The sequence below is a fragment of the Nocardia sp. NPDC050712 genome (assembly GCF_040654295.1).
GTDB lineage: Bacteria > Actinomycetota > Actinomycetes > Mycobacteriales > Mycobacteriaceae > Nocardia.
On the sequence record NZ_JBFAHT010000003.1, the window covers coordinates 1380729 to 1405797 of the forward strand.

A 25069-nucleotide genomic window follows, 5' to 3' on the forward strand; every position below is an offset into this window, starting at 1 on the left:
GGGTGGTCGGCTAGAGCTGAAGGGGTGAACCTCGAGTTGGACGCCGACCAGTCGCGGGCGCTGGGTCGGCTGTCGGAACTGCTCGACCCGCGCGGCAGGCCGGTGCGGCGCCGCCGCGGCGTCTACCTGTACGGGCGGCCGGGGCGGGGCAAGACGATGGTGATGGACCGGTTCTACGCCACGGTCGTCTCGGACCGTAAGCAGCGCTTCCATTTCCACGACTTCTTCGCCCGGTTGCACGCCCTGACCCATGAATCCGGCTCGATCGACCAGGGCATCGACCGGCTGCTCGGCACCGCGCGGCTGGTGTGCTTCGACGAGTTCCACGCGCACGACATCGGCGACGCCATGTTCATCGCGCGCCTGCTCGACGCCCTGTTCGCCCGGAAGATCATCCTGGTGGTCACCTCGAACTATCCGCCGCAGGGCCTGCTGCCGAATCCGCTGTTCCACGACCGGTTCGAGCCGACCATCGCGCGGATCGTCGAGCAGCTGGACGTGGTGGCCGTGGACGGCGCCATCGACTACCGCACCCGCGCACCGCGCGACCGGACCGCGGGCTTCGCCGCCGGGCGATATGTGGTGGGAGAGTGCGCGGCCACCGGCGCGGTCGAGGTCCGGTACGGCGCCCGCACCGTGCGGGCCCGCGTCGCCGACGGGCCGGTCGTCGTCTTCGATTTCGCGGCCCTGTGCGGCACCGCGACCGCGGCCGCCGATTATGTGGAATTGGCCCGGCGTTTCCGGGACTGGACATTGTGTTCGGTGCCGCCGCTGCGCGCGGTGCACGCGGATTGGGCAATGCGTCTGGTCAACCTGGTGGACGTGCTCTACGACGCCGATCTGACGCTGAATGTGTTTGCGCGCGGGCCGCTCTCGGACCTGGTGGCACAGGTGCACGCCGTGCCGGATTTGATGCGCACGCACAGCCGCCTTGGTGAGCTGTCACAAATTCCAGCTGTCCCAGTCGGGTAATTGTTGTAACCCGGAAGTAGCAAACCCCAATATCGATCCGGCGGTTCGCAATTCGAACTCGCCGATTCGCCTCCGAGCGGACCATCCGGCATGTAACTATGTGCCTGTTTCAGGCTGTTCGAAGAACTGGTGGTAACGGGGTGGTCCGTGCGCGCATGCCGATAGCACGCGTGATCGTTTCGATCGCGCTGCTCGTGCTCGCCGCTATCGCGTTGCGTGGTTATATTCCCGGGGCCGGCCCGCTCGGTGGCGCCGTTCCGGTGCAGTCCGCGATCGCCGTCGCGCTGATGCCGGTGCTGCTGACCGTGTCGGTGGTGATCCTGCTGGCCGGGGTGATCGCCAGCCAGCACCGGCTGCCGCTGGCCATGCCGGAGCAGGAGCGCGCGAACGACCGCGCGCCGGGGCGGCTGGGCCGGGCCGGATTGCTGATCCTGGGCCTGCTGGCCGCTTTCGGGGTGCTGGTCGCGGTGTCGACCGCGGTGTTCTACCTCGCGGTCGGGCTCCGGACCGAGGCCGGTGAGTCCGCGGAGCCGCCCCCGGTGAGCTCCGGAACACCCGACCAGGCGCCCAGCCCGCTGCCCGACCCCGGGTCGACGCCGGAGGCGCTCACCGGTACGGCCCTGCTGCTGACCACCGTCGCGGCGGTAGTCCTGGTCGGCGTGGCACTGGCCGGGCTGGTGACCGTCGCGGTGACCACGCGGCGCAAACCTCCGGAGGCCGCGCCGCCCCTCGCCGCGGGCGCGGCCACCCCCGCGGACTCGCTGGCCCGGGCCGCCGAAATGGGCCTGGCCGCGATGAACGTGCCGGGCCAGGACCCGCGCACCGCGATCATCGCCTGCTACCTCGCGATGGAACGCGGACTCGCCTTCGACCGCGCCGCCGCGCCGCTGGTCTCGGATACGCCGATGGAAGTGCTGGCGCGCGCGTTCGAGCACGGCGCCCTGCACGACGCGTCCGCGCGGGAACTGGTCGCGCTCTTCGAGGAAGCCCGGTTCAGCCCGCACGACATGCTGGAGTGGCAGCGCCTGCGCGCCGAACAGCTGCTGCGCATCGTGCTGGCCGACCTGCAAGGGGAGGTCGTCGGATGAACCGCACCGCCATCGTGGTGAGCGCGATCCTGGCCGTGCTCGTCTTCGAGGCGATCACCTTCGGCAAAGCGCGCGGCGCGCTGCTCGCCCTCGCCGGAATTCCGGTGCTGGTGGTGATGGTCACCCTGCTCTGGCGGCTGCGCGAGCGCACGACCACCCTCGGTGAGTTGCCCGGGGAGATCGACAACGGGCCCGTGGAGATGCTGCAACGCTGGCGCGCGCGGGCCGAGATGCTGGCCGACCGGGCCGACGGCAGCCGCGCGGACTGGGATCGGCACCTGCGCCCGCTGCTGGCCAAGGAATTCGAACTGTCGGCCGGCCAGCGGGTTGCCAAGAACCGCAAGGCCATCGAGGCCGCCGGGAAACACCAGTTCGGCGCCGACCTGTGGCGCTGGGTGGATCCGGCGAACTCGGCACTGCGCGATCAGACGACGCGCGCACCTGGACGGGCGGCGCTGGACGAGATCCTGCGCCGGCTGCAGCGAATGTGAGATTGGGTTCTATATGACGATGCCGATGGACGTGACCGTCCAGCGCAGCGAGGCGATACTGCGGGAACTGTCCCGCGTCATCGTCGGCAAGCGCGACGAGATGCAGCTCATTCTGATCGCCGTGCTGTCCGGCGGGCATGTCCTGATCGAGGACCTGCCGGGGCTCGGTAAGACACTGATCGCGCGCTCCTTCAGCGCGGCACTGGGTTTGGAGTTCACCCGGGTGCAGTTCACGCCCGACCTGCTCCCCGCGGACCTGCTCGGCTCCACCATCTACGACATGAACTCGGGCCGGTTCAACTTCCGCCGCGGGCCGGTGTTCACCAACGTGCTGCTCGCCGACGAGATCAACCGGACCCCGCCCAAGACCCAGGCCGCGCTGCTGGAGGCGATGGGGGAGGGGCAGGTCAGCATCGACGGGGAAACCTTCCTGCTGCCGACGCCGTTCATCGTGCTGGCCACCGACAACCCGATCGAATACGAGGGCACCTATCCGCTGCCCGAGGCGCAGCTGGACCGGTTCGCCATGCAGCTGCGGCTCGGATATCTGTCCGAGGCGGACGAGACACAGATGATCCGGCGCCGGCTCGAACGCGGTTCGGTGCCGCCGCAGGTCGGTCAGGTGGTCGACGCCACCGGGCTGATGGAGATGCGGCAGACAGTCGAGTTCGTCACGGTGCATCCGGATGTGGTGAGTTACGTGGTCGCGCTGGCCGCGGCGACCCGCGGTCATCCGCAGGTCGAGGTGGGCGCCAGTCCGCGCGCGGAACTGGATCTCGTGCAGATGTCGCGGGCGCGGGCGCTGCTGCTCGGCCGCGACTACGTGATCCCGGAAGACGTGAAGGCGCTGGCCGTGCCCGCGATGGCGCACCGGATCACGCTGCGCCCGGAGATGTGGGTGCGGCGGATCCGCGGCGAGGACGTCATCTCCGAACTCCTGCGGCGACTTCCGGTCCCGCGCGCCGCCACGGCCGCCCACCAGTCGCCGGGGACATGAGGCACCGCGAGGCCACCGCCACCATCGACGCCGAATTACGGTGGCGCCCGGCACCGCTGGTGTACATGCTGGCCATCTGCGCCGCGGCGGCACTGTGCGGGGCGGTGGTGCTCGGGCGCTGGCAGCTGGTGGTATTCGCGGCGCCGCTGCTCGGCGTACTGGCGACCGTGCCCTGGCAGCAGTCGCGCACCATGATCCAGATCGATGGCGGCGGCACGCTGCGCTGCTTCGAGACCGAAGAGGTGGTGCTCACCGTCGCCGCGTTCGTCGACTCCGGGCACGCGCTGCTGCGCCTGAAGCCGGTGGACGCGCCCGGGCTGGGAATCGCGATCGAGGAGGCGAGCGATTCCGGGGCGGCGCCCGCCGGGCTGCGGCTGGCCCTCACCGCCGACCGGTGGGGACGCTATCCGGCGACGGTGCGGGTCTCCGCGCTGAGCCCGGCGGGTCTCGCCATCGCCACCGCGGTGCTGCCCGTCGGACAGCTCTACGTCTACCCGATCACCGATCCGCAACTGATGAACCTGCCGCGCACCGAGTTTCCCGAACGGCTCGGCACCCACCTGACCCGTAAGCACGGGCCCGGCGTGGAGTACGCCGACATCCGCGCCTACGCGCCCGGCGACCAGCTGCGCACCGTGAACTGGCCGGTGAGCGCGCGGCGCGGGCGGCTCTACGTCACCGAGCGCCTGACCAATCGGTCCGCGGACGTCGTCGTCCTGGTGGACACCTCGGAGCAGGCGCCCGGGCCGGCCACCGACTCGCTGGAACTGTCGGTGCGCGGGGCGGCGCAGGTGGTGCAGTCGACGCTGCAGGCGGGCGACCGTACCGCGGTGGTCTGCCTCGGGCAGGCGCCGCGCTGGCTGCGCCCCGATATCGGCCGCCGCCAGTTCTACCGGATCGTGGACGCGGTGCTCGGCGTCGGCGACGAGCACATTCCCACCACCGGCACGCTGGCGCCGCACGCGGCGGTGCCGCTGGGCGCCATCGTCATCGCCTTCTCCACCCTGCTCGACACCCAGTTCGCGCTGGCGCTGATCGATCTGCGCAAGCGCGGCCATGTCGTCGTGGTGGTGGACGTCCTGCGCGGCACGCCGTTCCGCGACGGACTCGACGAAACACTGTCCCGCATGTGGCAATTGGAGCGGTCCTCGATGTACCGCGACATGGGCACCGTCGGCGTCGACATCGTCGCCTGGCCCGAGGACACCCGCCTCGACCAGGTCATGCGCCTGATCCCCGAGCACCGCCGCGCCGGCCGGAAGCGCCGATGACCAGATTCCTGGCCGTCCTGTCCGGTCTGCTCCTGATCCTGTCCGTGGCCCTGATGAACCCGTGGCCCGCGCTCCCCGCCGTCGCGCTGGTCGTCGCCGGGTGGTGGTTCCGCCCCGCCGCCGTGGCCGCCGTCCTGCTCGCCGCCGGCGTCCTGGCCTGCACCGACCCGGCCGTACTCACCGCCGCCGCAACAGGTCTGGTGGCCACCACCTACCTGCTCAACACCGCCACCGTCACCGCACCCGTCGGCGTCGTCCCCACCACCGTCCCCTCGGTGGCCGGCGCCGTCCTCTTCACCGCCTGCGCCACCGCCGCCGCCTTCACCCCCGTCCACCTCGCCTGGGCCCCCATCGCCGCCCCCATCCTGATAATCCTGCTCTACACCTTGGCGATCCAGGGCCTGACCGCCCGCCGCCGCACCGCCGACCCCGTCCAGCCCTAGCTCGGGTCGTCCCACTCCGGGACGCCGAAGAGGGCCAGGGTGATCTGGTAGAGGTGGGGGGCGCGGGCGGGGAGGGCCTGGGGGCCGGGGCCCTGGAGGCAGTCGCGGATGCGGTCGTCGATGGCGCCGATGAGGGCGTCGAAGATCTCGGCGGGGATCTCGGTGGGGATGTCGCCGGTGTCGCGGCCGATCCGGAAGGCGGCGCGCATGCGCTGGGCCAGAATGGCTTTCATGCGGCGGCGCTGCTCGGCGACGGCGGGGCCGGCGGCGAGGCATTCGACGTGCAGGGCGTTGGCGCAGAAGGCGTTGTCGGCCAGCGTTCTCAGGTATTCGGTGAGGGTGGTGCGGATCAGCGCGCGCCAGTCCGTCATCGGGGTGCTGGCGATGCTGGCGTCCAGCGCGGCGACGACGAGTTCGACGGCCTGGCCGAAGGCGGCGAGGAAGCAATCGTCGCGGTCGCGGAACTGCTGGTAGAAGGTGCGCCGGGAGACTCCGGCGCGGGCCACGATGTCGGCGACGGTGGTGGTGTTGTAGCCGCGCTCGGAGACCGCCTCGAGCACCGCGAAGTACATGCGCATCCGCTGGGAGTGGATGACATCGCCGGGCGCGATGCCGTGCGTGCCGCGCGGCAGGCGGGCCCGGTCGATCGCGGATTCCAATCCCATGGGCCGAGCATAGAGCGCCGCATCGATGTGAGCTGGGCCACAGAATTGGCAAAGCCCGGAGTGGCGGCTGTCTCAGATGGATCATGGGTACGCAAATGTTTATAACCCCGGCGACACCGCCGGGGGAAGAAGGGGTGTTGCATGATCGGGAGAGTGCGCCGCGGCCTGGCCCGCGCCGGCATCGCCACCATGGCGGTAGCGCTGACGACGCTGTGGACGACACCGGCCCAGGTGTCCGCCGAGACGCCACCGGACGGCGGCCGACTGGCCCAGACATGGCTGGCCCAGCACGACGGCCCGGCGAAATACCCCGGCCGGTACCCGGGCGAGGTGTTCATCGATTTCGATGTCCCGATCACCATGAGCGACGGAACGGTGTTGAAAGCCAACATCTACCGGCCCGTCGACGCCGCCGGCCAACCGGTGCGCGAGCCGCTGCCGACGGTCCTCAATCTCACGCCCTACACGAAATTCGCCTCCTGGCTGGCCGACGTCGCCCTGTCGGTGCCCTGGCTCTCGGACGCGCTGGTCCAGCTGATCGGCAACGCCGACCTCACCGGCACACCGCTCGAGTCGATCACCGACATCACCAAGGCGCTCGGCGGCGGCGCGGCCCGCTCCTTCGGCGTCGACCGGAAACTGATCCAGCAGGGCTACACCCAGGTCGTGGTCGACGTGCGCGGCACCGGGTACTCGCAGGGCGCGTGGCAGTTCTTCCAGCAGCGCGAGACCCAGGACAGCGTCGAGATGATCGACTGGGCGTCCAAGCAGCCGTGGTCGGACGGCAACGTCGGCATGACCGGCATCTCGTACTCCGGCATCAACCAGTACATGGTCGCCGCGCAGAACCCGCCGGCGCTCAAGGCGATCTTCCCGGTCGAGGGCAGCACCGACAAGATCGACGACGTGGCGGCGCCCGGCGGCGGCCTCGGCCTGTTCGCGCCGATCTACATCGCCTTGGTCGACATCATCCAGAACTTCCCGGACCCGGTCGGCGTGCTGCTCGGCCATCACGACCTGAAGTGGCTGATCGACCGGGTGCAGACGCCGTTCGAGTTCTTCGACTACATCCTGATGGCATTGTCGCCCTCGGTGGAACAACTGCCGGAACCGCTGCGCAAGGCCTTGGAACCGGACAGTGAGCTGCGCGCCGGGTTCGGTGACAGCCACCCGGAGAACATCCAGGTCCCGACCTTCGCCTACGGCGGCTGGCAGGACATCTTCTCCTCCTCCAGCGCCATGACCTTCGACCGGATTCCGCTGCCCCCGACGCAGAAGAAGCTGATCATGGGCGACACCTACCACTTGAATCCGAGCTCGGGCCTGGGCCGCCCGTCCGCGCCGCCGCGGCTGGACGTGCTGCAACTGGCCTGGTTCGACAAGTGGCTCAAGGGCATCGACAACGGCATCGATCAGTACGGCCCGGTGGTGCTGTGGCAGCAGGGCGGCGGCTGGATCACCGCCGACCGGTATCCGCACAGCAGCCCCGCCATCGACTACCGCCGCATGTATCTGTCACCGCAGCGCAGCGGAACGGCCAACAGCGTGTACGACGGCTCCCTGGCCACCGATCCCGCGGATGCCCTTGCCCAGCTGACGGTTTCGCCCCTGAACGGCATCACCTCGCTGTGTTCGCGGGACGCGGCCGTCGAATCCGCCGGCGCCCTGTCGGTGCTGCCGTTCTGCGCCAAGGACGACCGCATCCACGAACTCGGCGGCCTGACCTTCACCAGCGCGCCGGTGGCCGAGCCGACCACCCTGTCCGGCCCGATCAACGTGCACCTGAACACCGCGCACGACACCAGCGAAGGCTATTGGGCGGTCACCGTGAACGATGTCGCCCCGGACGGCCGCTCGACGGTCCTGTCCAGCGGCCAGCTCACCGCGTCCCTGCGTGCGGTCGACGAGGCCAAGAGCAAGCGCGACGCCGATGGCGACTACACCGAGATCGCCTACCTGCTGACCCTGGACACCAGGCAACCCCTGGTCCCCGGCGCGCCGACCGTCATCGACATCGGCGTCAACCCCGTCGAAGCCGTCCTGCAACCGGGCCACCGCCTGCGCGTCGACGTCTACGCAAGCAACTTCCCGCGCGGTGTCCTGCTGCCCCCGCTGTGGCTGGAGAACAGCCTGTCCAACCAGCATGTGCTGCTGGACCCCGCGGCGCCGAGCTTCGTCAACCTGCCGCTGAGCCGCCCACTGTCCTGACCGCTCGCGTAGCCTCTAACCTGCTGTTGCAGGAGGGGAGACGCCGGATGGAAACCACGAGCGGTGCACACGATCTGGTGATCGCGCGCCACGAGGAATCGCTCGACTGGGTACTGGATGTGCCCGAGGTCTATCGGGTACACATCTACGACAAGGGTGCTTCGCCGGTCGCGCCGGCGGTGCGCGACCGCGCGGAAAGCTATGTGGCACTGCGTAACGCGGGTCGCGAAGCGGATACCTACCTGACGCACCTGCTCGAATACGGCCCGGGCACCGGTGAGTTCACCGTTTTCACCCAGGCCGATCCCTTCGAGCACAGCCCGGACTTCCTCGAATTGCTGGCGCTGCACGCGGACTGGACCGAGGTGCAGTCGCTGTCGTGGTGCTGGAAGGCGCCGATCGGGTTCCCGCCGGCCGCCCTGCTCACCCCGGAACGATCCCTCGTTCCGGGGGTGCGGGTGCGGCCGGAACTCTTTTCGCTCAACACCTTTCATCCACTGGAATGGGTCGGAGCCGGGCCCGATTGGATCGGCGGGGGCTATCGGGAGTTGCACCGGCTGCCCGCGGGGATCAATATCTCCGCCCACTTCCTGGATATGTGCGAGCTGCCGGACATCGCCGAGCTCGCCCAGCAGCACCTGGTCGGGCGTTCCAGCATCGGGGCCATCTTCGGGGTGCGGAACCATCTGATCGAGAAGGTCCCGGAGCGCGCCCTGGTGCGGCTGCGCCAGGCGGCCATCGGCGCTCCCGTGCACGGCTATTTCTGTGAACGCCTGTGGATGCATATCTTCGGCGAGAGTTTCCTGTTCCCGCTGCGGCTGCCCGGAGCGAGCTGAGTGCGTAGTCTCGGATCCGGTGTTGGACGAAGGGGGCAGGGTGGGATCCACTAGCGCTGTGCACGATCTGGTGATCGCGCACTACCTCGAGCCGCTCGACTGGGTGCTAGAGGTGCCGGAGAGCTATCGGGTGCACATCTACGACAAAGGCGCGGGCCCGGTGTCCGCCGCGGTGCGGGCACGCGCGGACACCTTCGTCTCGCTGCGCAATGTCGGGCGCGAATCGGATACCTATCTGACGCACCTGCTCGAATACGGCCCGGGCACCGGCGAGTTCACGGTCTTCGCGCAGGGTGACCCGTTCGAGCACAGCCCGGACTTCCTGCGACTGCTGGCGACGCACGCGGACTGGGCCGACGTGCAGGCCCTGTCGTGGTGCTGGAAGGAGTCGATCGGCTATCCGCCGCCGCTGCTGCTCACCCCGGAACGCTCGACTGTGCCGGGCCTGCGGGTGCGCACGGAACTGTTCTCACTCAATACTTTTCAGCCGCTGGAATGGGTCGACACGGGCGCGGAAGGCATCGGCCGGGGCTACCGGGACCTGCATCGCCTGCCCGAGGGCGTCAATATGTGCGCCCATTTCCTGGACATGTGCGAGCTGCCGGACATCGCCGAACTCGCCGAGCAGCACATGGTGGGAACACACAGCTACGGAGCGATTTTCGCGGCACGCAACCACGTCATCGAGAAGATCCCCGAACGCGCGCTGGTGCGGTTGCGGCAGGCCGCTTTCGGGTCGGACGTGCACGGCTATTTCTGTGAGCGGCTCTGGCTGCACATCTTCGGCGAGAGCTTCCAGCTGCCGCTGACCGCCTAGGCGGATGCGGAGCGCGTGACGCACGCCCCGCATCCTGCCGAGCTACTGGAACCGAAGGACGACATCGCCCAGCACGGGGGCATCGTCACGCTCTACCACCGAAGCGGTGAGTGTGAGTTCGCCGTCCCCACGCCAGATCCGGGTGCGGATCGTCTCACCCGGGTACAGCACACCGGCGAACCGCGCCCGGAAACTCTGTACACGTGCGGCATCCGACTCGAGCACCGTATCGGTGGCCGTCTTCAGCACCAGTCCGTAGGTGCACAGCCCGTGCAGGATCGGGTTGGGAAACCCTGCCGCGCGGGCGAATTCGGGATCGGAGTGCAGCGGGTTGCGGTCGCCGCACATGCGGTACAGCAGCGCCTGCTGCGGCAGCGTCGGGGTCAGCACGTCGAAATCCGGTGCGCGGTCCGGGAGCTCGGACTTGGTGCTGGGCCCGCGGTCGCCGCCGAATCCGCCTTCACCCTTGGCGAAGATCGAGGAGCGGGCGGTCCACAGCGGCTCGCCGTCCGAACCGGTGACGGTGTCCTCGCGCCACACCACCGCGGCCGAACCCTTGTCCCAGATATCGGTGACCCGGCCGACGGTGGTGGCCTTCCCGGCGGCCGGGATCGGGCGGTGCACCGTGATCTCCTGGCTGCCGTGCACCACCTTCGCCAGGTCGATATCGATTCCGGTGAACTTCACCTTGGGCGGATCGGTCTCGTGGAAGCTGGGCGCGACCGTCGCGAAGGAGGGCAGCACCTGCGGTTCCCGGTCGTGCAGGTAGCGCAGTTCGGCGGGGTTGGTCCAGCGGTTGCCGGCGCCGAGCGCCAGGTTGTAGTGCTGGACATCGCCGGCCGACCAGGCGAATTCGCGGCCGGGGATCTCCGCGCCGAGCGCGGCGTTCGGATCGATGGGCATCAAGTCTCCTCGGGATGCTCGGGGATGGGGTCAGGCCTGCTTGCGCTCGACGATGTCCTTGACGGCAAGGTAGCCGAAGGTGATCGCGGGTCCGATGGTGGCGCCGGGGCCGGCGTAGGTGTGGCCCATCACCGGCGAGGAGCAGTTGCCGGAGGCGTACAGGCCCTCGATGGGCGACTTGTCCTCGCGCAGCACCCGGCCCGCGGTGTCGGTGACCAGGCCGCCCTTGGTGCCGAGGTCGCCGGGCACGATCTTGGCCGCGTAGAACGGCCCCTGCTGCAGCGCCGCCAGGCACGGGTTCGGCTTCACGGTCGGATCGCCGTAGTACCGGTCGTAGTGGCTGTTGCCGCGCCCGTAGTCCTCGTCCTTGCCGGTCACGGCGAAACCGTTGAACCGCTCGACGGTCGCGGCGAGGTTCTCGACCGGCACGCCGATCTTCCCGGCCAGCTCCTCGAGCGTGTCCGCCTTGACGATGTAGTCGTTTTCCATCCACCGGGACGGAATCCGCTGGCCCGGCTGCAGCCCGGCGAATATGTAGCGGTTGCGGTAGCGCTGGTCGAACACCAGCCAGGCGGGGATGTTCTCGCCCGGCCCCGGGCCCTGCCCGTATTCGCCGCCGTACATGGTGTGCACGGCCTCGACGTAAGGAGCGGACTCATTACCGAATCGCTTGCCGTCGGCGTTGACCATGATGGTGCCGGGCAGGTTGCGCTCGGCCAGGGCGAACCACGGCTTGCCGCCTTTGAAGATGGTCGGCCCCCACCACGCGTCCTCCATGAAGTCGACCGAACCGCCGGCCTCCATGCCCGCGACGATCCCGTCGCCGGTGTTGGCGGCCGCGCCGGTGGTCCACTCGCTGGTGATCGGCTGGCGCTGGTACTTGGTGCGCATTTCGGCGTTGTGCTCGAAGCCGCCGCTGCCGAGGACCACGCCCAGGCGGGCGGTGAAGGTGACGGTTTCGCCGTTCTGGGTGGCCTCGACGCCGGTGACGACGCCGTTCTCCACGATGAGCTTGGTCAGCGGAGTGTTCAGCAGCACCGGGACATTCGCGTCCAGGAGCCCCTTGCGCATGGCGGCGATGATGGCCTGGCCCATGCCGAGGATGTGCTTGCCGGTCCACTTGGCGAGGTAGGTGCGCGCGCCGACCCGGAGGGCCCGGGCGATGCCCTTGGGATGCCGCTTGATCAGGTTCAGGCGCACGAAATCCGCTTGCATGACAACAACATTCAGCGGTGCCTTGGCGTACGGCGGTTCCAGGTTGGCCAGTTCGGCGCCGAGTACCTTGGCGTTGAACGGCTTCGGCTCGCTGGAGCGGCCTTCGCCGAGCCCGCCCGGCGCCTCCGGGTAGTAGTCGGAGTAGCCCGGTACCCACTTCATCTGCAGCGGCGTGTGGTCGAGAACGAAGTCGAAAGCCTCTGCGCCACGGTCGATGTAGGTGTCGATGCGCTCCTTGGGCACCACATCACCGATGATGCTGTGCAGGTAGGTGCGCGCCGCTTCCCGATCGTCCGGACGGCCCGAGGCCTTGAGCGCCTTGTTCCCGGGAATCCAGACGCCACCGCCGGAGCGAGCCGTGGACCCGCCGTAGTGCGCGGCCTTCTCGATGATCACCACTTTGAGCCCGTGGTGCGCGGCGGTGAGCGCGGCGGTCATGCCGGCAGCCCCGCTGCCGACCACCACGACGTCGTATTCCCGATCAGTCATGTAGAACACGTTATAGAATGAACGCGCCTTTGGTCTATGTTGAGTGGCAGAAGACCTACTTGGCGTACCACTTGCCGAGAAACTCGTTTCAGTTTCAGATCCGGAGCTAGTACATGGTCGAATGGGACCTCACCGCCGACGTCGTCGTCGTCGGATATGGAGCCGCCGGCGCCGCGGCCGCGTTGGAAGCCACGGCCGCGGGAGCGCAGGTGCTCGTGCTCGAGCGCTTCGCCGGAGGCGGCGCCTCCTCGATCTCCGGCGGCATCATCTACGCCGGTGGCGGCACCTCGGTGCAGCACGCGGGCGAGGTCAGCGATACCCCGGAGCAGATGCTCGCGTACCTGGAACGCGAGGTCGGCGACGCGGTGAAGCCGGATACGCTGCGCCGCTTCGTGGACGAGAGCCCGGCGATGATCGAGTGGCTGAAGGGCCACGGCGTGCCGTTCGAGGCGTCGCTGTGCCCCTACAAGACCTCGTACCCGAACGACAGCTACTACCTGTACTACTCGGGCAGCGAGGTGTCCGGCTTCGGGCGCGAGGTCGCCGAACCCGCGCAGCGCGGGCACCGGGTCAAGGGCAAAGGCATCTCGGGCCGCATGCTCACCGGCCCGCTCGCGGCCTCGGCGTCCCGGCACGGGGTGCGCGTGGAGACGCTGACCCAGGTCACCAAGCTGCTCACCGACGACACCGGCGCGGTCATCGGCGCCGAATGCCGCACCCTGCGCGACGCACCCGGCGCGATCCGCGAGCGCTACACCCGGCTGGCGAAGATGGCGGCCAACCCCGGCATCTACTACCCGCCGCTGCGCAAGATGCTGGAACGGCGGCTGGCCCGCCTGGACAGCCGCTACAGCACCACGATCCGGGTGCGGTCGCGCCGCGGCATCGTGGTCAGCGCGGGCGGTTTCATCGCCAATCGCGCGATGGTGGCCGAGCACGGCCCGCAGTTCCGCAACGGCCTGGCGCTGGGCACCTCGGGTGACGACGGCAGCGGCATCCAGCTGGCCCGGCAGGCCGGCGCCGCCACCGACCGGATGGGCAACATCTCGGCCTGGCGCTTCATCCTGCCGCCCAGCGCGTTCACCGGCTCGATCCTGGTCGACGCCCAGGGCCGCCGCGTCATCGACGAGACCCGCTACGGCGCCGCCGTCGGCGCCAAACTGATCGCCGAGCACGACGGGCGCGGCTGGCTGCTGGTCGACGACATCCTGATGCGCACCGCGATCGCGCAGATCGGCGCGCAAGGCACCTGGTTCCAGCGCGCCCAGTTCCAGGCCATGCGCCGGGCCGCGGTGCGGGAGAACAGCATCGAGGCCGCCGCGGCGAAGGCCGGTATCGACCCGGCCGGACTGCGCGCGACGGTGACCGAGCACAACGACGCCATCGCCGCGGGCCGCCCGGACCCGGTCGGCAAGCCCGCCGAATTCACCAAATCCCTACGCAGCGGCCCCTTCTGGCTGTTGGATGTGGGCATCAAGCCCAGCCTGATGAACCCGTGCCCGATGCTCACCCTCGGCGGCGTCGTCGTCGACGAGGACACCGGCGCGGTGCGATCCGAGGCCGGACACGATATTCCGGGGCTGTACGCGGCGGGACGCACCGCCGTCGGCATCTGCTCGGACTCCTATGTCAGCGGCCTGTCCCTGGCCGACTGCATCTTCTCCGGCCGGCGCGCGGGCGCGCACGCGGCCGCTCTCACCGAAGCGGAAGGAAACTAGCGTGCTGTCCGATGCGGTACGAATCCAGCTGGCCGACGAGCTCGAAGTCGCCGAACGCGATCGGGTCGCCATCGATCCGCTCGTCTCCCGGTACGCCGAGATCGACGTGGTCGACTCCTACGAGATCCAGCTGATCAACATCCGGCGCCAGCTGGCCGGCGGCGCGAAGGTGGTGGGCCACAAGGTCGGCCTGTCCTCGCTGGCCATGCAGCAGATGATGGGTGTGGACGAACCCGACTACGGACACCTCCTGGATTCCATGGAGGTCTATGAGGACAAGCCGGTCGAGGCGAGCCGCTACCTGTTCCCGCGGGTCGAGGTGGAGGTCGGCTTCGTGCTCGGCGCGGACCTGCCCGGCGAAGACTGCACCGAGGCCGACGTGCTGGCGGCCACCGTCGCCTACGCGCCCGCCATCGAACTGATCGACTCCCGGATCAAGGACTGGAAGATCGGTCTCTGCGACACGATCTCGGACAACGCGTCCTCGGCCGGCTGGGTGCTCGGCCCGGAACGGGTGGCGCCCGCGGACATCGACATCAAGGCGATCGATGCCGTGCTCACCAAGAACGGTTCCGTCGTCGCCGAGGGCCGCAGCGACGCGGTGCTCGGCGATCCGGTGATCGCGGTGGCCTGGCTGGCCCGCAAGGTCGCCTCCTTCGGGGTGCGTCTCAAGGCCGGGGACATCGTGCTCCCGGGCTCCTGCACCCGCGCCATCGACGCCCACCCGGGCGACAGCTTCCATGCCGAGTTCGCCGGACTCGGTTCCGTCCGTCTGCGTTTCAGCTGACCCCGATCCACTAGGAGAAAGTCGTGACCGCCAACAAAGTCACCGCGGCCATCGTCGGCTCCGGCAACATCAGCACCGACCTGCTGTACAAGCTGCTGCGTTCGGAGAACATCGATCCGCGCTGGATGATCGGCATCGACCCCGATTCCGAGGGTCTGAAGCGGGCCCGCGGCCTGGGCCTGGAAACCTCCGCCGAGGGCGCGGACTGGCTGCTGGCGCTGCCGGACAAGCCGGACCTGCTGTTCGAGGCCACCTCCGCCTACGTGCACCGCGCCTACGCGCCCAAGTACGAGGCCGCGGGCATTCGGGCCGTCGACCTGACCCCCGCCGCCGTCGGCCCGGCGGTCATCCCGCCGGTCAACCTGGCGACGCTGACCGACGCGCCGAACGTCAACATGATCACCTGCGGTGGGCAGGCGACGATTCCGATGGTCGCGGCCGTCTCCCGGGTCGTGCCCGTGGAATACGCCGAGATCGTGGCGTCGGTGGCCTCGGTGTCGGCCGGGCCCGGCACCCGCGCCAATATCGACGAGTTCACCAAGACCACCTCCAAGGGCGTGGAGACGATCGGCGGCGCCAAGCGCGGCAAGGCCATCATCATCATGAACCCGGCCGAACCGCCGATGATCATGCGCGACACCATCTTCTGCGCCATCCCCGAGGACGCCGACCGCGACGCCATCGCCGCCTCCATCCACGACATGGAGAAGGCGATCCAGGAGTACGTGCCCGGCTACCGGCTGCTGAACGAGCCGCAGTTCGACGACCCGTCCCTGGTTTCCGGTGGCATGGCGAAGGTGTCGATCTTCGTCGAGGTCGAAGGCGCGGGCGACTTCCTGCCGCCCTACGCGGGCAACCTCGACATCATGACCGCCGCCGCCACGCGCGTCGGCGAGGTCCTGGCCAACCAGATCATTTCCGCTCGGGTGTAAGGAGTTTCACTAATGACTGACCATTTCGAGCGACCTGCAAGCAATCGCTACGGAGGCGTGCTGAAGCCCTACTCGGGCGAACTCGACGTCCGCGTCACCGACACCTCGCTGCGCGACGGTTCACACCACAAGCGCCACCAGTTCACCGTGCGGGAGGTGCGCGACATCGTCACCGCGCTCGACGCCTCCGGTGTGCCGGTCATCGAGGTCACCCACGGTGACGGTCTCGGCGGTTCCTCGTTCAACTACGGGTTCTCCAAAACCCCGGAGCAGGAACTGATCAAGGCGGCCGCGGAATCGGCCAAGCAGGCCAAGATCGCCTTCCTGATGCTGCCCGGCGTGGGCGTCAAGGAAGACATCAAGATCTCCCAGGACAACGGCGGCTCGATCTGCCGCATCGCCACGCACTGCACCGAGGCCGACGTCTCCATCCAGCACTTCGGCCTGGCCCGGGAACTGGGCCTGGAAACCGTCGGGTTCCTGATGATGGCGCACAGCACCACCCCGGAGAAGCTGGCCAAGCAGGCCCGCATCATGGCCGACGCGGGTTGCCAGTGTGTCTACGTCGTCGACTCCGCCGGCGCCCTGGTCCTCGAGCAGGTCACCGACCGCGTCGCCGCCCTGGTCGCCGAGCTCGGCGACGACGCCCAGGTCGGTTTCCACGGCCACGAGAACCTCGGCCTCGCCGTCGCCAACTCGGTGTACGCCGTGCGCGCGGGTGCCACCCAGATCGACGGCAGCGCACGGCGTTTCGGCGCCGGCGCGGGCAACCTCCCGGTCGAGGCCTTCATCGGCGTCTGCGACAAGCTCGGCGTCAAGACCGGCGTCGACTTCTTCGCCGTCACCGACGCCGCCGAAGACGTCGTCCGCCCCGCCATGCCCTCGGAGTGCCTGCTCGACCGCCAAGCCCTGATGATGGGCTACGCGGGCGTCTACTCCTCGTTCCTGCGGCACGCCGAACGCCAGGCCGAGCGCTACGGCGTCTCCGCCGCGGAAATGCTCGTGCGCGCCGGACAGCGCAAGCTGGTCGGCGGGCAGGAGGATCAGCTCATCGATATCGCGCTGGAGTTGCAGCGCGAAAAGGCCACCGCCTGAGTCTATTTCGCACTCGAAAGGGCCGCAGCCGGCTACCGAACCGGCTGCGGCCCTTCGTCTTTGCCGTCACGGGTTAGTGTCGAACAAACCCGGCCGGAGGAGGACCCGATGAGAACCGCGATCAAACTGCTCGTCGCCGCGACCTTGCTCACGAGCTGTCAAACCCCGGACGACACCCACCTGGAGCCGCCCGCCGTCCCCTGCACCAGCGAGTCGGGCACCGGCCCGCAGATGATCGCCGACGGCCCCTTCTACGCCTTCATGTCCGGCTACCGCCTCCCACCCGGCACCCACATCGCGTCCGGCGGCTCGGCCATCGCCACCAACCCGGACCTCGTCACCCTGTACCTGGACCTGTGCCCGCCCGGCCAGGCCGAACTCCCCGCCCTGCGCACCGTTGCCACCGACATCGCCATCGCCCTGAAACCGCACGATCTCGGCCGCCGCACCGCCACCCTCTCGATCGCCTACGTCGGCCCGAATACGCCCACCCGCCTGGAAGTTCGCGACCCCGATTTCCAGCACCACGACTGGAACGCCACCCCGGATCCAGCAGCCGGATCCGAGCTCTGGGAGCTGGTGCCGACCAGCGTGAACTAACAGCATGATCTGCGGCAATGTCCGCGTAGCATGGCCGGTGGACCGACAAGCCCTACTCGGAATGGGGGAGCAAGTGACTGTGCTGCCGGTGTGGGCCGATGACCCGGGCGCTCTGGAACTCACAGAAGCCGAGTACGACCAGTTGCCCGACAGTATTCGCAAACTCATCGAGGTCATCGATGGCAATGTGATCCGCTGTCAGAGCGGCACCCCGGAGCACAGTGATGTGGCTCGGCGGCTGGCCAACAAGCTGGAGGCAGCCAAACCGGCTGATCCTTGCACCCGCGTGACAACCGATGTCGATGTCTATTTCACTCGACGCCGCCGCGGCGACGGCGCCTTCTCGTTTCGCAAACCCGATGTGACGGTGTATCGCTGCATCGAACGCGGCAGCAAGCTGACCACCAACGATGCGCTTCTCGTCGTCGAGGTGGTCTCGCCCGGGTCCGTTTACAGCGACACGGTCGACAAGCTCGCCGAATACGCCTACGAGGGTATTCCGGTGTATTTGATCGTCCACCTGGATGCCAATCTGTACGTGAAAATGGTGCAGGAGTTCCGCCTCGACTGGGCCAGCCGGGTGTACAAGCTCGTCGACACCCATCAGGACGTCATCGTGTTGGACAGCCCTTTCCCGGCGACGATTTCGTTCGGCGAACTCGACGGATAGGCCCGAAACTCGGGTGACCGGGGTGGGGGAGGTGCGTAGCCTCGCGGGTATGAACGGTGGTCAGGCGGGTGGGCGTCCGCTGGTGGCGATTCTCAGCGGCGCCGGCATTTCGACGGATTCGGGGATCCCGGATTATCGCGGGCCGCAGGGGTTGTGGCGGCGGGATCCGGACGCCGAGAAGCTGGTGACGTACCAGTTCTATATGGGGGACAGCGAGATTCGCCGGAAGTCGTGGCGGATGCGGCAGGAGAGCGCGGCGTGGCGGGCGCGGCCGAACGGGGCGCATCAGGCGGTGGCGGAGTTGGCGCGGCGCGGGACGCCGGTGCGGGTGATCACCCAGAATGTGGATGGTCTGCATCAGCTGGCCGGGCTGCCGGACCGGAAGGTGCTGGAATTGCACGGGACCGCCCGGGCCGTGGTGTGTACCGACTGCGGCGCACGGACCACGTTGGCGGCGGCGCTCGAGCGGGTGGACGCGGGGGAACCGGATCCGGCCTGCCGGGACTGCGGCGGAATTCTCAAGACCGCGACAGTCATGTTCGGGGAGGCGCTGGACTCCGAGGTGCTGACACAGGCCATCGCCATCACCCAGGCCGCCCAGGTCTTCATCGCGGTCGGCACCACCCTGCAGGTGCAGCCCGCCGCGTCCCTGGCGGGCGTCGCGGCACAGCACGGCGCCCGGCTGATCATCGTCAACGCCGAGCCGACACCCTACGACGACCTGGCCGAGGAGGTCATCCGCGAACCGATCGGCACCGCACTGCCGGAGTTGCTGGCGCGGTGGTGACTCAGGCGGCGCGCGCCCAGCGGCCGTCTGACTTCGCCGCCGCGATCGCGGCGAAACCCGCGGGTCGCATACGACCGTCCGCGATGAGCGCTTCGGCCTTGGCGACATTGATGGCCGACCAGGGGCTTTTGGGTCGGCGCGGAGAGTAGCGCTGCAGGTAGAAGTCGGCGGAATGAGAACGCCGGACACTGTCGATCCAGCCGTAGCAGAGGGCGCCGTCGAGAGTTTCGGTGATGGTTGGGGACGGCTGGGGAGAGTTCTTCTTGGCGATGAGAATCCACACGGCGGAAGCCGTGGCGTGGTTGGCAGCGAGCCAGGTGTGCCACGCGCCGGCGTCGGTGCAGGTGATCACGGGGGTGCCGTCGAGAAGTTCCATGCATTCAGCATGAGGGTCAAAGTGCGCACCGAATGAGCACTTTTCCAGCCAGGCGGTAGGTTCGGGAAGACGCGGAGCTTGTCCGCGAGAACCGTTGGGAGGGCGGGGCGTATGTCCATGCGGACCGTAGAACAGATCAGGACGATTGTGGCCGAGCGGAGTCGGCGTCCGGTGAGCGATATCGAGCCCTATAGCCGTTTCAAGGACGATCTCGGGCTGAATTCGCTCGACGTCATCGAGATCGTCATCGACGTACAGCGGCAGACCGGCGTGGCGATCCCGGAAAAGGAATCCGGCTTCGAATCGGTCGGCGAACTCGTCGACTACGTCGTGCCACGCGTGCGTTGAGGTGAACAGCAGAACGGCCGGGAGCGCGTGCTCCCGGCCGTTCGCGTTGCTCTCAGAGCCAGGTGTCGAGCGTGGTCGTGGTGAGGAAGTGGTCCAGGTCCGCGCGCCAGGGCGCGGGCGTGGTCTTCTCCGGCTCGATGGCCGTGTACTGACCCCGGTAGAAGAGCAGGGGCCTGCCGGAGTCGGTGGACTCCGACAGGGCCTGCACACGGCCGATCACGATGTAGTGATCGCCGCCGTCGACGACGCTGTCCACAGTGCACTGGATCGTGGCCAGCGAGTCGTCGAGGACCGGAACATCCAGTTCGGATGTGTGCCACGGTGTTCCGGCGAACTTGTCGGGTTCGCGGGAGCCGAAGCGGGCGCAGACGGCCTGCTGTTCCTCGGCGAGGACGTTGACGCAGAACTTGCCGGCCTGCTCGATCGCCGCCCAGGACCGCGAGGTCTTGGTGGGGCAGAACAGGATCAGCGGCGGGTCCAGCGACAACGCGGCGAAGGACTGGCAGGCGAAGCCGACCGGCGCCTTCGCCTCGTCGAAGGTGGTGATGACGGTGATGCCGGTGCAGAACTGCCCCAGCACATTCCGGAAGGCGCGCGGATCGATCTCCGGCACCTGTTCCGGCGTCGCGGTGCTCATTGCGGGCGGGCCTGGATCGAGAAGTCGTGACCCCACAGGCTCACCGCCGTGGACTCGCGGGCGATCCAGGACAGATCGTCCTCGACTTCCAAACCCTCGGTACCGAATTCGATATCGAACCCGCCCGGCGTCTTCATGTAGAAGGAGAGCATCTTGTCGTTGATGTGGCGGCCCAGGGTCGCCGACATCTTCACCTTCTTGCGCAGCGCGCGATCCAGGGCGAGGCCGACATCGTCGGAGCTCTCCACCTCGACCATCAGGTGCACGATGCCCGTCGGGTTCGGCAGCGGCAGGAACGCCAGCGAGTGGTGGCGCGGGTTGCAGCCGTAGAACCGCAGCCAGGCCGGGTCGCCGTCGGCGGGCCGGCCGACCATCTGCGGGGGCAGCCGCATCGAGTCACGCAGCCGGAAGCCGAGCACGCCCTGGTAGAACTCCTGCGCCGCGCCGTCGTCGGTGCAGGTCAGCACCACGTGACCGAGGCCCTGCTCGGCGGTGACGAACTTGTGGCCGTAGGGGCTGACGAACCGCCGGGCCAGGTACTGCGCGCCGTAGAAGGCCTCGAGCACGTTGCCGGAGGGATCGTCGAACCGGATCATGCCCTCGACGCGCCGATCGGCGAGTTCCTCCTTGGTGGCCTCCTTGAAGGCCACCCCGGCCTCGGACAGCCGCTCCCGGAGCTGTTGCAGCCCACCGGAGTTGGTGACCTCCCAGCCCGAGACCAGCAGCCGGTCCCGCTCGCCCGGCACGATGACCAGCCGCGCCGGGAAATCGTCCATCCGCAGGTAGAGGGCGTTCGGATCGGGACCCGTTCCCTCCATCATGCCGAGCACTTTGAGGCCGTACTCGCGCCAGGCCGCCATGTCGGTGGCCTCGATGCGCATGTACCCGAGTGCGCGAATACTCATGTCACTTCTCCTTGCGGGACCCGGCGAGGAAATCCGCTGCGAGGCGGTTGAATTCGTCGAACTTTTCCAGCTGGGCCCAGTGGCCGCAACCACCGAAGACGTGCAGCTGCACCCGCGGGATCAGCTTGGTCGCCACGATCGCGCCGTCCAGGGGATTCACCCGATCCTCGCGGCCCCAGATCAGCAGGACCGGCTGGCGCAGCTTGTAGGCGTCACGCCAGAGCATGCCGAGCTCGAAGTCCGGTCCGGAGAACGACTTACCCATGGCCCGGGCCGCCGCCAGCGACTCGGGGGTGCTCGCCGAGGCGAACCGCTCGTCGATGAGTTCCTCGGTGATCAGCGACTGGTCGAAGACCATGATCCGCAGGAACGCTTCCAGATTCGCCCGCGTCGGTTCGTAGCTGAACTTCGCGAGGTTCTTCACGCCTTCGGTCGGGTCCGGCCCGAACACGTTGACGCTGAGCCCGCCCGGGCCCATCAGCACCAGCTTGCCGGCCCGCTGCGGGTAGTCCAGGGCGAACCGCACCGCCGCGCCACCGCCGAGCGAATTGCCCAGCAGGTGTACGCGTTCGGTGATCTGCAGGTGATCCAGCAGGTCCTTCAGCGCGGAGGCGCTGTGCGCGAAGTACTGCGGATGATCGACCGGCTTGTCGGACTTGCCGTAGCCGGGCTGATCCACGGCGATGACGTGAAAGTTCTGCGCCAGCACCGGGATGTTGCGGGCGAAGTTCGACCAGGACGAGGCGCCCGGGCCGCCGCCGTGCAGCAGCACGATCGTCGGGCCGTTGCCGACGCCGGCCTCGTGGTAGTGCAGTTGCAGATCCGGCCGGACCTGCGCGAAACGCGAAGTCGATTCGTAGGTGAGTTCCACCGTCGAAGTCACGAAATCCCCTCCTAGACCATGGTGTCGGTGATCGGGAGACCGAATTCACCGGAGCCGAAGACCGTGTACGCCCGCTCGGGATCGTTGGCGGCGTGCACCCGCCCGGCGTGCGCGTCGCGCCAGAAGCGCTGTAGCGGAGTGCCGTTGGCGAGCGCGGTGGCGCCGGAGCTCTCGAACAGCTTGTCGATCGAGGCGATCGCCCGGCCGGTCGCGCGGACCTGGTCGCGGCGCGCCCGCAGCCGCAGCTCGAACGGGATGTCCTCGCCGCGCAGCAGATAGGCGTACTCGTCGACGATGTTGCCCGAGACCTGGCGCCAGGCGGCGTCGATATCGCTGGAGGCCTCCGCGATCCGGACCTTGGCGAACGGATCGTCCTTGGCCTTCTCGCCGGCGTAGGCAGCGCGCACGCGCTTGCCCTGGTGCTCGACGTGCGCGGCGTAGGCGCCGTTGGCCATGCCGATGATCGGCGTGGTGATGGTGCTGGGATGGATTGTGCCCCAGGGCATCTTGTACAGCGGATCGGTGTTCTGTTCCAGACCGGGCGAGGTCAGGTCGTTCATCGTCTTGTAGCTGAGGAACCGGTGCCGGGGCACGAAGACATCCTCGACGATCAGGGTGTTGGAGCCGGTGCCCTTGAGGCCCACCACATTCCACACGTCGTCGACGCGGTAGTCGGGCCGGGGGATGAGGAAGCTGCCGAAGTCGACCGGGCGGCCGTCCTTGATGACCGGTCCGCCGACGAAGGTCCAGTCGGCGTGATCGGAGCCGGAAGACCACGCCCAGCTGCCGCTGACGCGATAGCCGGTGCCGTCCTCGGTGACGGTGCCCGCGCCCATGGGCGCGTAGGAGGAGGAGATCCGGACCTCGGTGTCGTTGCCCCACACCTCTTCCTGGGTCTGCTGGCCGAACAGCGCCAGGTGCCAGTTGTGGATGCCGAGGATGCCGGCCACCCAGCCGGTGGAACCGCAGGCGCTGGCGATCTTGCGGACGGTGTCGTAGAAGATCACCGGGTCGGCCGCGTACCCGCCCCACTGCTTGGGCTGGACGAGTTTGAAGAACCCGGTGCCCTGTAGCGCCTTCATGGTTTCTTCGGGGATGCGGCGCAGGTCCTCGGCCGCTTGTGCCTGCTCACGCAGGAAGGGCAACAGTGCTTCGACCTTGTCGGTCACTTCTTGCGTCATCTTGGGACCTGCTCCTGCCTGGTCGGGTTGGTTACCGGTAGTCATTTGCCTCTGAGACTAGAACAGGTTCTTATTTCTGTCGAGAACAGGTGCCCGCATCCAGTATGTCTCGAGGATGCCCAGCAAGTGGACGCAATCGCTGGCGTGAAGGGCTCCAGTTTTGTAACGTGTTCTAGTACAGAAGGAGGAGGAATCGCGATGGCAGTTACCCCCAAGGGGAGCGGTGGCAAGGTTCGGGAGCTCGATGTGGGCTCCGTGCCTACCCGTTATGCGCGGGGATGGCATTGCGTCGGCCTGGCCGAATCGTTCCGCGACGGTAAGCCACATTCGGTGCAGGCCTTCGGCACCAAGCTCGTGATCTGGGCCGACAGCAAGAACCAACTGAACGTACTGGACGGCTACTGCCGGCACATGGGCGGCGATCTGAGCATGGGCTCGATCAAGGGCGACGACATCGCCTGCCCGTTCCACGACTGGCGCTGGGGCGCCAACGGCAAATGCTCGGCGATCCCCTATGGCAAGCGGGTTCCACCGCTGGCGCGCACCAGGTCCTGGGCCACGCTGGAGCGCAACGGTCAGCTGTTCGTGTGGAACGACCACGAAGGCAACCCGCCGCAGGAGGGGATCACCATCCCCTACATCGAGGGCGCCTACACCGACGCGGAGGGCAACCCGAGCGAGGAACTCGGCGAGCGCTGGACGCCGTGGGTGTGGAACACCATGCTCATCGAGGGCGCCAACTGCCGCGAGATCATCGACAACGTGGTCGATATGGCGCACTTCTTCTACATCCACTACGCCTATCCGACGTTCTTCAAGAACGTCTTCGAGGGCCACATCGCCACCCAGTTCCTGGAGTCGAAGAACCGGCAGGACTACGGGACCCAGAAGTACGGCGAGGTGCTGCTCGAGTCCGAGGCGGCCTACTACGGCCCGTCCTGGATGCTCAACTCGCTGATCAACAGCTACGGCGGGTTCGAAGTCAAGACGATGCTGATCAACTGCCACTACCCGGTCTCGCAGGATTCCTTCATGCTGCAGTGGGGCCTCACCGCGGAGCGGCCCGCCGGGCTCGACGACGCGGGCGGCGCCAAACTGGCCGAGAAGATGATGGAAGGGATCAACGTCGGCTTCCTCGGCGACGTGGAGATCTGGAAGCACAAGTCCAAGGTCGAGAACCCGCTGCTCTGCGAGGAAGACGGTCCCGTCTACCAGCTGCGCCGCTGGTACGACCAGTTCTACGTGGACCTCGCCGACGTCAATCCGAAGTCCACCGACCGCTTCGAGTTCGAGGTGGACACCACCAAGGCGAATATCGCCTGGGAGGCCGAGGTCGCGGAGAATCTGCGGCGCAAGGCCGAAGAGGAAGCGGCACAGTCCGATCAAGCGGAGGCGGGTGTCTGATGATCCGTTGGGCCAAAGCACCCGATTTTGCCGATCAGCCGCAGCGGCGGGCCGAGGTGCAGGCCCAAACTGTGGTCGACAAGCAGCGCTACCTGGAAGACGGCATGACGCCGCTGCAATGCCAGGCCTGCGCCAGCGAGGTCCTGGTGCGTAAATACTCCGCGCACCAGACCTCGGTGCAGTGGACCGGCGACCCCGCCGCCCGCTGCCCGGTCTTCGCGAAACTGCAAGCGGCGGGCCGCTCCCCGGGCCGCCCGGACTCCTGCGCCGACCTGGAACGCACCATCCAGTGGGCGGTCGACGAGGGCGTCATCGACGTCCCCAAGTAGCCGGCCCCATGCCACGAAAGGC

General features: G+C 68.1%; 27 protein-coding genes. 19 read left to right on the top strand and 8 right to left on the bottom strand.

The features are described from left to right. The first annotated feature begins 24 nt into the window (after positions 1–24). From zapE to AB0H76_RS26855, 6 genes are all read left to right on the top strand, one after another. Positions 25–972 carry a cell division protein ZapE gene (gene zapE / locus AB0H76_RS26830; RefSeq protein ID WP_357329320.1) on the top strand — a complete coding sequence of 316 codons (948 nt, stop codon included), beginning with the start codon at positions 25–27 and terminating at the stop codon, positions 970–972. Between the two features lie 155 nt (positions 973–1127). Continuing rightward, positions 1128–2060 carry a DUF4129 domain-containing protein gene (locus tag AB0H76_RS26835; RefSeq protein WP_357329322.1) on the top strand — a complete coding sequence of 311 codons (933 nt, stop codon included), beginning with the start codon at positions 1128–1130 and terminating at the stop codon, positions 2058–2060. Next, entirely contained in the window at positions 2057–2551 is a 495-nt protein-coding gene (locus AB0H76_RS26840; protein ID WP_357329324.1) for a hypothetical protein, read from the top strand. Before AB0H76_RS26835 ends, AB0H76_RS26840 begins: the two co-directional genes overlap by 4 nt. Before the next feature lie 13 nt (positions 2552–2564). Then, positions 2565–3548: a MoxR family ATPase gene (locus AB0H76_RS26845; protein ID WP_357329326.1), complete on the top strand. Its 984-nt coding sequence runs from the start codon at positions 2565–2567 to the stop codon at positions 3546–3548. Beyond that, on the top strand, positions 3545–4819 hold the full coding sequence (locus AB0H76_RS26850; protein ID WP_357329328.1) for a DUF58 domain-containing protein: 1275 nt from the start codon (positions 3545–3547) through the stop codon (positions 4817–4819). The genes AB0H76_RS26845 and AB0H76_RS26850 overlap by 4 nt, the downstream gene beginning before the upstream one ends. Next, positions 4816–5262 carry a hypothetical protein gene (locus AB0H76_RS26855; protein WP_357329330.1) on the top strand — a complete coding sequence of 149 codons (447 nt, stop codon included), beginning with the start codon at positions 4816–4818 and terminating at the stop codon, positions 5260–5262. The genes AB0H76_RS26850 and AB0H76_RS26855 overlap by 4 nt, the downstream gene beginning before the upstream one ends. Here AB0H76_RS26855 and AB0H76_RS26860 read toward each other — a convergent pair. Next, positions 5259–5927: a TetR/AcrR family transcriptional regulator gene (locus tag AB0H76_RS26860; RefSeq protein WP_357329332.1), complete on the bottom strand. Its 669-nt coding sequence runs from the start codon at positions 5925–5927 to the stop codon at positions 5259–5261. The genes AB0H76_RS26855 and AB0H76_RS26860 overlap by 4 nt on opposite strands. 141 nt (positions 5928–6068) lie before the next feature. Here AB0H76_RS26860 and AB0H76_RS26865 point away from each other — a divergent pair, with 141 nt between their 5' ends. From AB0H76_RS26865 to AB0H76_RS26875, 3 genes are read left to right on the top strand one after another with little or no spacing between them, the layout of a single operon-like run. Then, on the top strand, positions 6069–8135 hold the full coding sequence (locus AB0H76_RS26865) for a CocE/NonD family hydrolase (RefSeq protein ID WP_357329334.1): 2067 nt from the start codon (positions 6069–6071) through the stop codon (positions 8133–8135). 47 nt (positions 8136–8182) lie between these two features. Then, positions 8183–8971 (top strand): hypothetical protein, encoded by a 789-nt coding sequence (locus tag AB0H76_RS26870; protein ID WP_357329335.1) that lies wholly within the window; start codon positions 8183–8185, stop codon positions 8969–8971. 40 nt (positions 8972–9011) lie between these two features. Further along, complete coding sequence (locus AB0H76_RS26875; protein ID WP_357329337.1) at positions 9012–9788, top strand: hypothetical protein; 777 nt, start codon at positions 9012–9014, stop codon at positions 9786–9788. Positions 9789–9830: 42 nt separating this feature from the next. Here the strand turns inward: AB0H76_RS26875 and AB0H76_RS26880 are convergent, their stop codons facing one another. Continuing rightward, positions 9831–10691, bottom strand: coding sequence for a MaoC/PaaZ C-terminal domain-containing protein (locus AB0H76_RS26880; protein WP_357329339.1), 861 nt, complete (start codon positions 10689–10691; stop codon positions 9831–9833). A 30-nt stretch (positions 10692–10721) separates the two neighbouring features. Continuing rightward, positions 10722–12404 carry a 3-oxosteroid 1-dehydrogenase gene (gene kstD / locus AB0H76_RS26885; protein WP_357329341.1) on the bottom strand — a complete coding sequence of 561 codons (1683 nt, stop codon included), beginning with the start codon at positions 12402–12404 and terminating at the stop codon, positions 10722–10724. Positions 12405–12508: 104 nt separating this feature from the next. On the opposite strand from kstD, the gene AB0H76_RS26890 reads away from it, so the two are divergent. The 7 genes from AB0H76_RS26890 to AB0H76_RS26920 all read left to right on the top strand — a co-directional run bounded on the left by AB0H76_RS26890 (position 12509) and on the right by AB0H76_RS26920 (position 18984). Then, the gene (locus AB0H76_RS26890; RefSeq protein ID WP_357329343.1) at positions 12509–14113 is read left to right on the top strand and encodes an FAD-binding protein; all 1605 of its coding nucleotides are present in this window, start codon (positions 12509–12511) and stop codon (positions 14111–14113) included. Position 14114: 1 nt separating this feature from the next. After that, positions 14115–14900: a 2-keto-4-pentenoate hydratase gene (locus AB0H76_RS26895; protein WP_357329344.1), complete on the top strand. Its 786-nt coding sequence runs from the start codon at positions 14115–14117 to the stop codon at positions 14898–14900. A 23-nt stretch (positions 14901–14923) separates the two neighbouring features. Beyond that, positions 14924–15832, top strand: a complete 909-nt coding sequence (locus AB0H76_RS26900; RefSeq protein ID WP_357329346.1) for an acetaldehyde dehydrogenase (acetylating) — start codon at positions 14924–14926, stop codon at positions 15830–15832. Positions 15833–15844: 12 nt separating this feature from the next. After that, positions 15845–16927, top strand: a complete 1083-nt coding sequence (gene dmpG / locus AB0H76_RS26905) for a 4-hydroxy-2-oxovalerate aldolase (RefSeq protein WP_357329348.1) — start codon at positions 15845–15847, stop codon at positions 16925–16927. A 108-nt stretch (positions 16928–17035) separates the two neighbouring features. After that, complete coding sequence (locus AB0H76_RS26910; RefSeq protein ID WP_357329350.1) at positions 17036–17527, top strand: hypothetical protein; 492 nt, start codon at positions 17036–17038, stop codon at positions 17525–17527. 73 nt (positions 17528–17600) lie between these two features. Further along, the gene (locus tag AB0H76_RS26915; RefSeq protein ID WP_357329352.1) at positions 17601–18197 is read left to right on the top strand and encodes a Uma2 family endonuclease; all 597 of its coding nucleotides are present in this window, start codon (positions 17601–17603) and stop codon (positions 18195–18197) included. Positions 18198–18246: 49 nt separating this feature from the next. Beyond that, a complete protein-coding gene (locus AB0H76_RS26920) occupies positions 18247–18984 on the top strand; it encodes a Sir2 family NAD-dependent protein deacetylase (protein WP_357329354.1) in 738 nt (245 codons plus the stop codon). Between the two features lies 1 nt (position 18985). On the opposite strand, the gene AB0H76_RS26925 is transcribed toward AB0H76_RS26920, so the two are convergent. Continuing rightward, a complete protein-coding gene (locus AB0H76_RS26925) occupies positions 18986–19360 on the bottom strand; it encodes a hypothetical protein (protein WP_357329356.1) in 375 nt (124 codons plus the stop codon). Positions 19361–19477: 117 nt separating this feature from the next. Here AB0H76_RS26925 and AB0H76_RS26930 point away from each other — a divergent pair, with 117 nt between their 5' ends. Continuing rightward, positions 19478–19708, top strand: coding sequence for an acyl carrier protein (locus tag AB0H76_RS26930; RefSeq protein ID WP_357329357.1), 231 nt, complete (start codon positions 19478–19480; stop codon positions 19706–19708). Between the two features lie 52 nt (positions 19709–19760). Here the strand turns inward: AB0H76_RS26930 and hsaB are convergent, their stop codons facing one another. The 4 genes from hsaB to hsaA are packed head-to-tail and all read right to left on the bottom strand — an operon-like array spanning position 19761 to position 23314. Beyond that, positions 19761–20345 carry a 3-hydroxy-9,10-secoandrosta-1,3,5(10)-triene-9,17-dione monooxygenase reductase subunit gene (gene hsaB, locus AB0H76_RS26935; protein ID WP_357329359.1) on the bottom strand — a complete coding sequence of 195 codons (585 nt, stop codon included), beginning with the start codon at positions 20343–20345 and terminating at the stop codon, positions 19761–19763. Next, positions 20342–21250, bottom strand: a complete 909-nt coding sequence (gene hsaC, locus AB0H76_RS26940) for an iron-dependent extradiol dioxygenase HsaC (RefSeq protein WP_357329361.1) — start codon at positions 21248–21250, stop codon at positions 20342–20344. The genes hsaB and hsaC overlap by 4 nt, the downstream gene beginning before the upstream one ends. 1 nt (position 21251) lies before the next feature. Continuing rightward, on the bottom strand, positions 21252–22133 hold the full coding sequence (gene hsaD, locus AB0H76_RS26945) for a 4,5:9,10-diseco-3-hydroxy-5,9,17-trioxoandrosta-1(10),2-diene-4-oate hydrolase (protein ID WP_357329363.1): 882 nt from the start codon (positions 22131–22133) through the stop codon (positions 21252–21254). 11 nt (positions 22134–22144) lie between these two features. Next, complete coding sequence (hsaA, locus tag AB0H76_RS26950; RefSeq protein ID WP_357329365.1) at positions 22145–23314, bottom strand: 3-hydroxy-9,10-secoandrosta-1,3,5(10)-triene-9,17-dione monooxygenase oxygenase subunit; 1170 nt, start codon at positions 23312–23314, stop codon at positions 22145–22147. Positions 23315–23512: 198 nt separating this feature from the next. Here hsaA and AB0H76_RS26955 point away from each other — a divergent pair, with 198 nt between their 5' ends. Both AB0H76_RS26955 and AB0H76_RS26960 read left to right on the top strand, forming a co-directional pair. Beyond that, positions 23513–24718, top strand: a complete 1206-nt coding sequence (locus AB0H76_RS26955; RefSeq protein ID WP_357329367.1) for a Rieske 2Fe-2S domain-containing protein — start codon at positions 23513–23515, stop codon at positions 24716–24718. Further along, positions 24718–25047, top strand: a complete 330-nt coding sequence (locus AB0H76_RS26960) for a hypothetical protein (protein ID WP_357329369.1) — start codon at positions 24718–24720, stop codon at positions 25045–25047. The genes AB0H76_RS26955 and AB0H76_RS26960 overlap by 1 nt, the downstream gene beginning before the upstream one ends. The last annotated feature ends 22 nt before the right edge of the window (positions 25048–25069 follow it).

Coding starts and splice junctions, on each gene's coding strand:
- AB0H76_RS26835 (WP_357329322.1), top strand. CDS start 1,128: ATGCCGATAGCACGCGTGATCGTTTCGATCGCGCTGCTCGTGCTCGCC.
- AB0H76_RS26840 (WP_357329324.1), top strand. CDS start 2,057: ATGAACCGCACCGCCATCGTGGTGAGCGCGATCCTGGCCGTGCTCGTC.
- AB0H76_RS26845 (WP_357329326.1), top strand. CDS start 2,565: ATGACGATGCCGATGGACGTGACCGTCCAGCGCAGCGAGGCGATACTG.
- AB0H76_RS26850 (WP_357329328.1), top strand. CDS start 3,545: ATGAGGCACCGCGAGGCCACCGCCACCATCGACGCCGAATTACGGTGG.
- AB0H76_RS26855 (WP_357329330.1), top strand. CDS start 4,816: ATGACCAGATTCCTGGCCGTCCTGTCCGGTCTGCTCCTGATCCTGTCC.
- AB0H76_RS26860 (WP_357329332.1), bottom strand. CDS start 5,927: ATGGGATTGGAATCCGCGATCGACCGGGCCCGCCTGCCGCGCGGCACG.
- AB0H76_RS26865 (WP_357329334.1), top strand. CDS start 6,069: ATGATCGGGAGAGTGCGCCGCGGCCTGGCCCGCGCCGGCATCGCCACC.
- AB0H76_RS26870 (WP_357329335.1), top strand. CDS start 8,183: ATGGAAACCACGAGCGGTGCACACGATCTGGTGATCGCGCGCCACGAG.
- AB0H76_RS26880 (WP_357329339.1), bottom strand. CDS start 10,691: ATGCCCATCGATCCGAACGCCGCGCTCGGCGCGGAGATCCCCGGCCGC.
- AB0H76_RS26890 (WP_357329343.1), top strand. CDS start 12,509: ATGGTCGAATGGGACCTCACCGCCGACGTCGTCGTCGTCGGATATGGA.
- dmpG (WP_357329348.1), top strand. CDS start 15,845: ATGACTGACCATTTCGAGCGACCTGCAAGCAATCGCTACGGAGGCGTG.
- AB0H76_RS26910 (WP_357329350.1), top strand. CDS start 17,036: ATGAGAACCGCGATCAAACTGCTCGTCGCCGCGACCTTGCTCACGAGC.
- AB0H76_RS26920 (WP_357329354.1), top strand. CDS start 18,247: ATGAACGGTGGTCAGGCGGGTGGGCGTCCGCTGGTGGCGATTCTCAGC.
- AB0H76_RS26925 (WP_357329356.1), bottom strand. CDS start 19,360: ATGGAACTTCTCGACGGCACCCCCGTGATCACCTGCACCGACGCCGGC.
- AB0H76_RS26930 (WP_357329357.1), top strand. CDS start 19,478: ATGCGGACCGTAGAACAGATCAGGACGATTGTGGCCGAGCGGAGTCGG.
- hsaB (WP_357329359.1), bottom strand. CDS start 20,345: ATGAGCACCGCGACGCCGGAACAGGTGCCGGAGATCGATCCGCGCGCC.
- hsaC (WP_357329361.1), bottom strand. CDS start 21,250: ATGAGTATTCGCGCACTCGGGTACATGCGCATCGAGGCCACCGACATG.
- hsaA (WP_357329365.1), bottom strand. CDS start 23,314: ATGACGCAAGAAGTGACCGACAAGGTCGAAGCACTGTTGCCCTTCCTG.
- AB0H76_RS26955 (WP_357329367.1), top strand. CDS start 23,513: ATGGCAGTTACCCCCAAGGGGAGCGGTGGCAAGGTTCGGGAGCTCGAT.
- AB0H76_RS26960 (WP_357329369.1), top strand. CDS start 24,718: ATGATCCGTTGGGCCAAAGCACCCGATTTTGCCGATCAGCCGCAGCGG.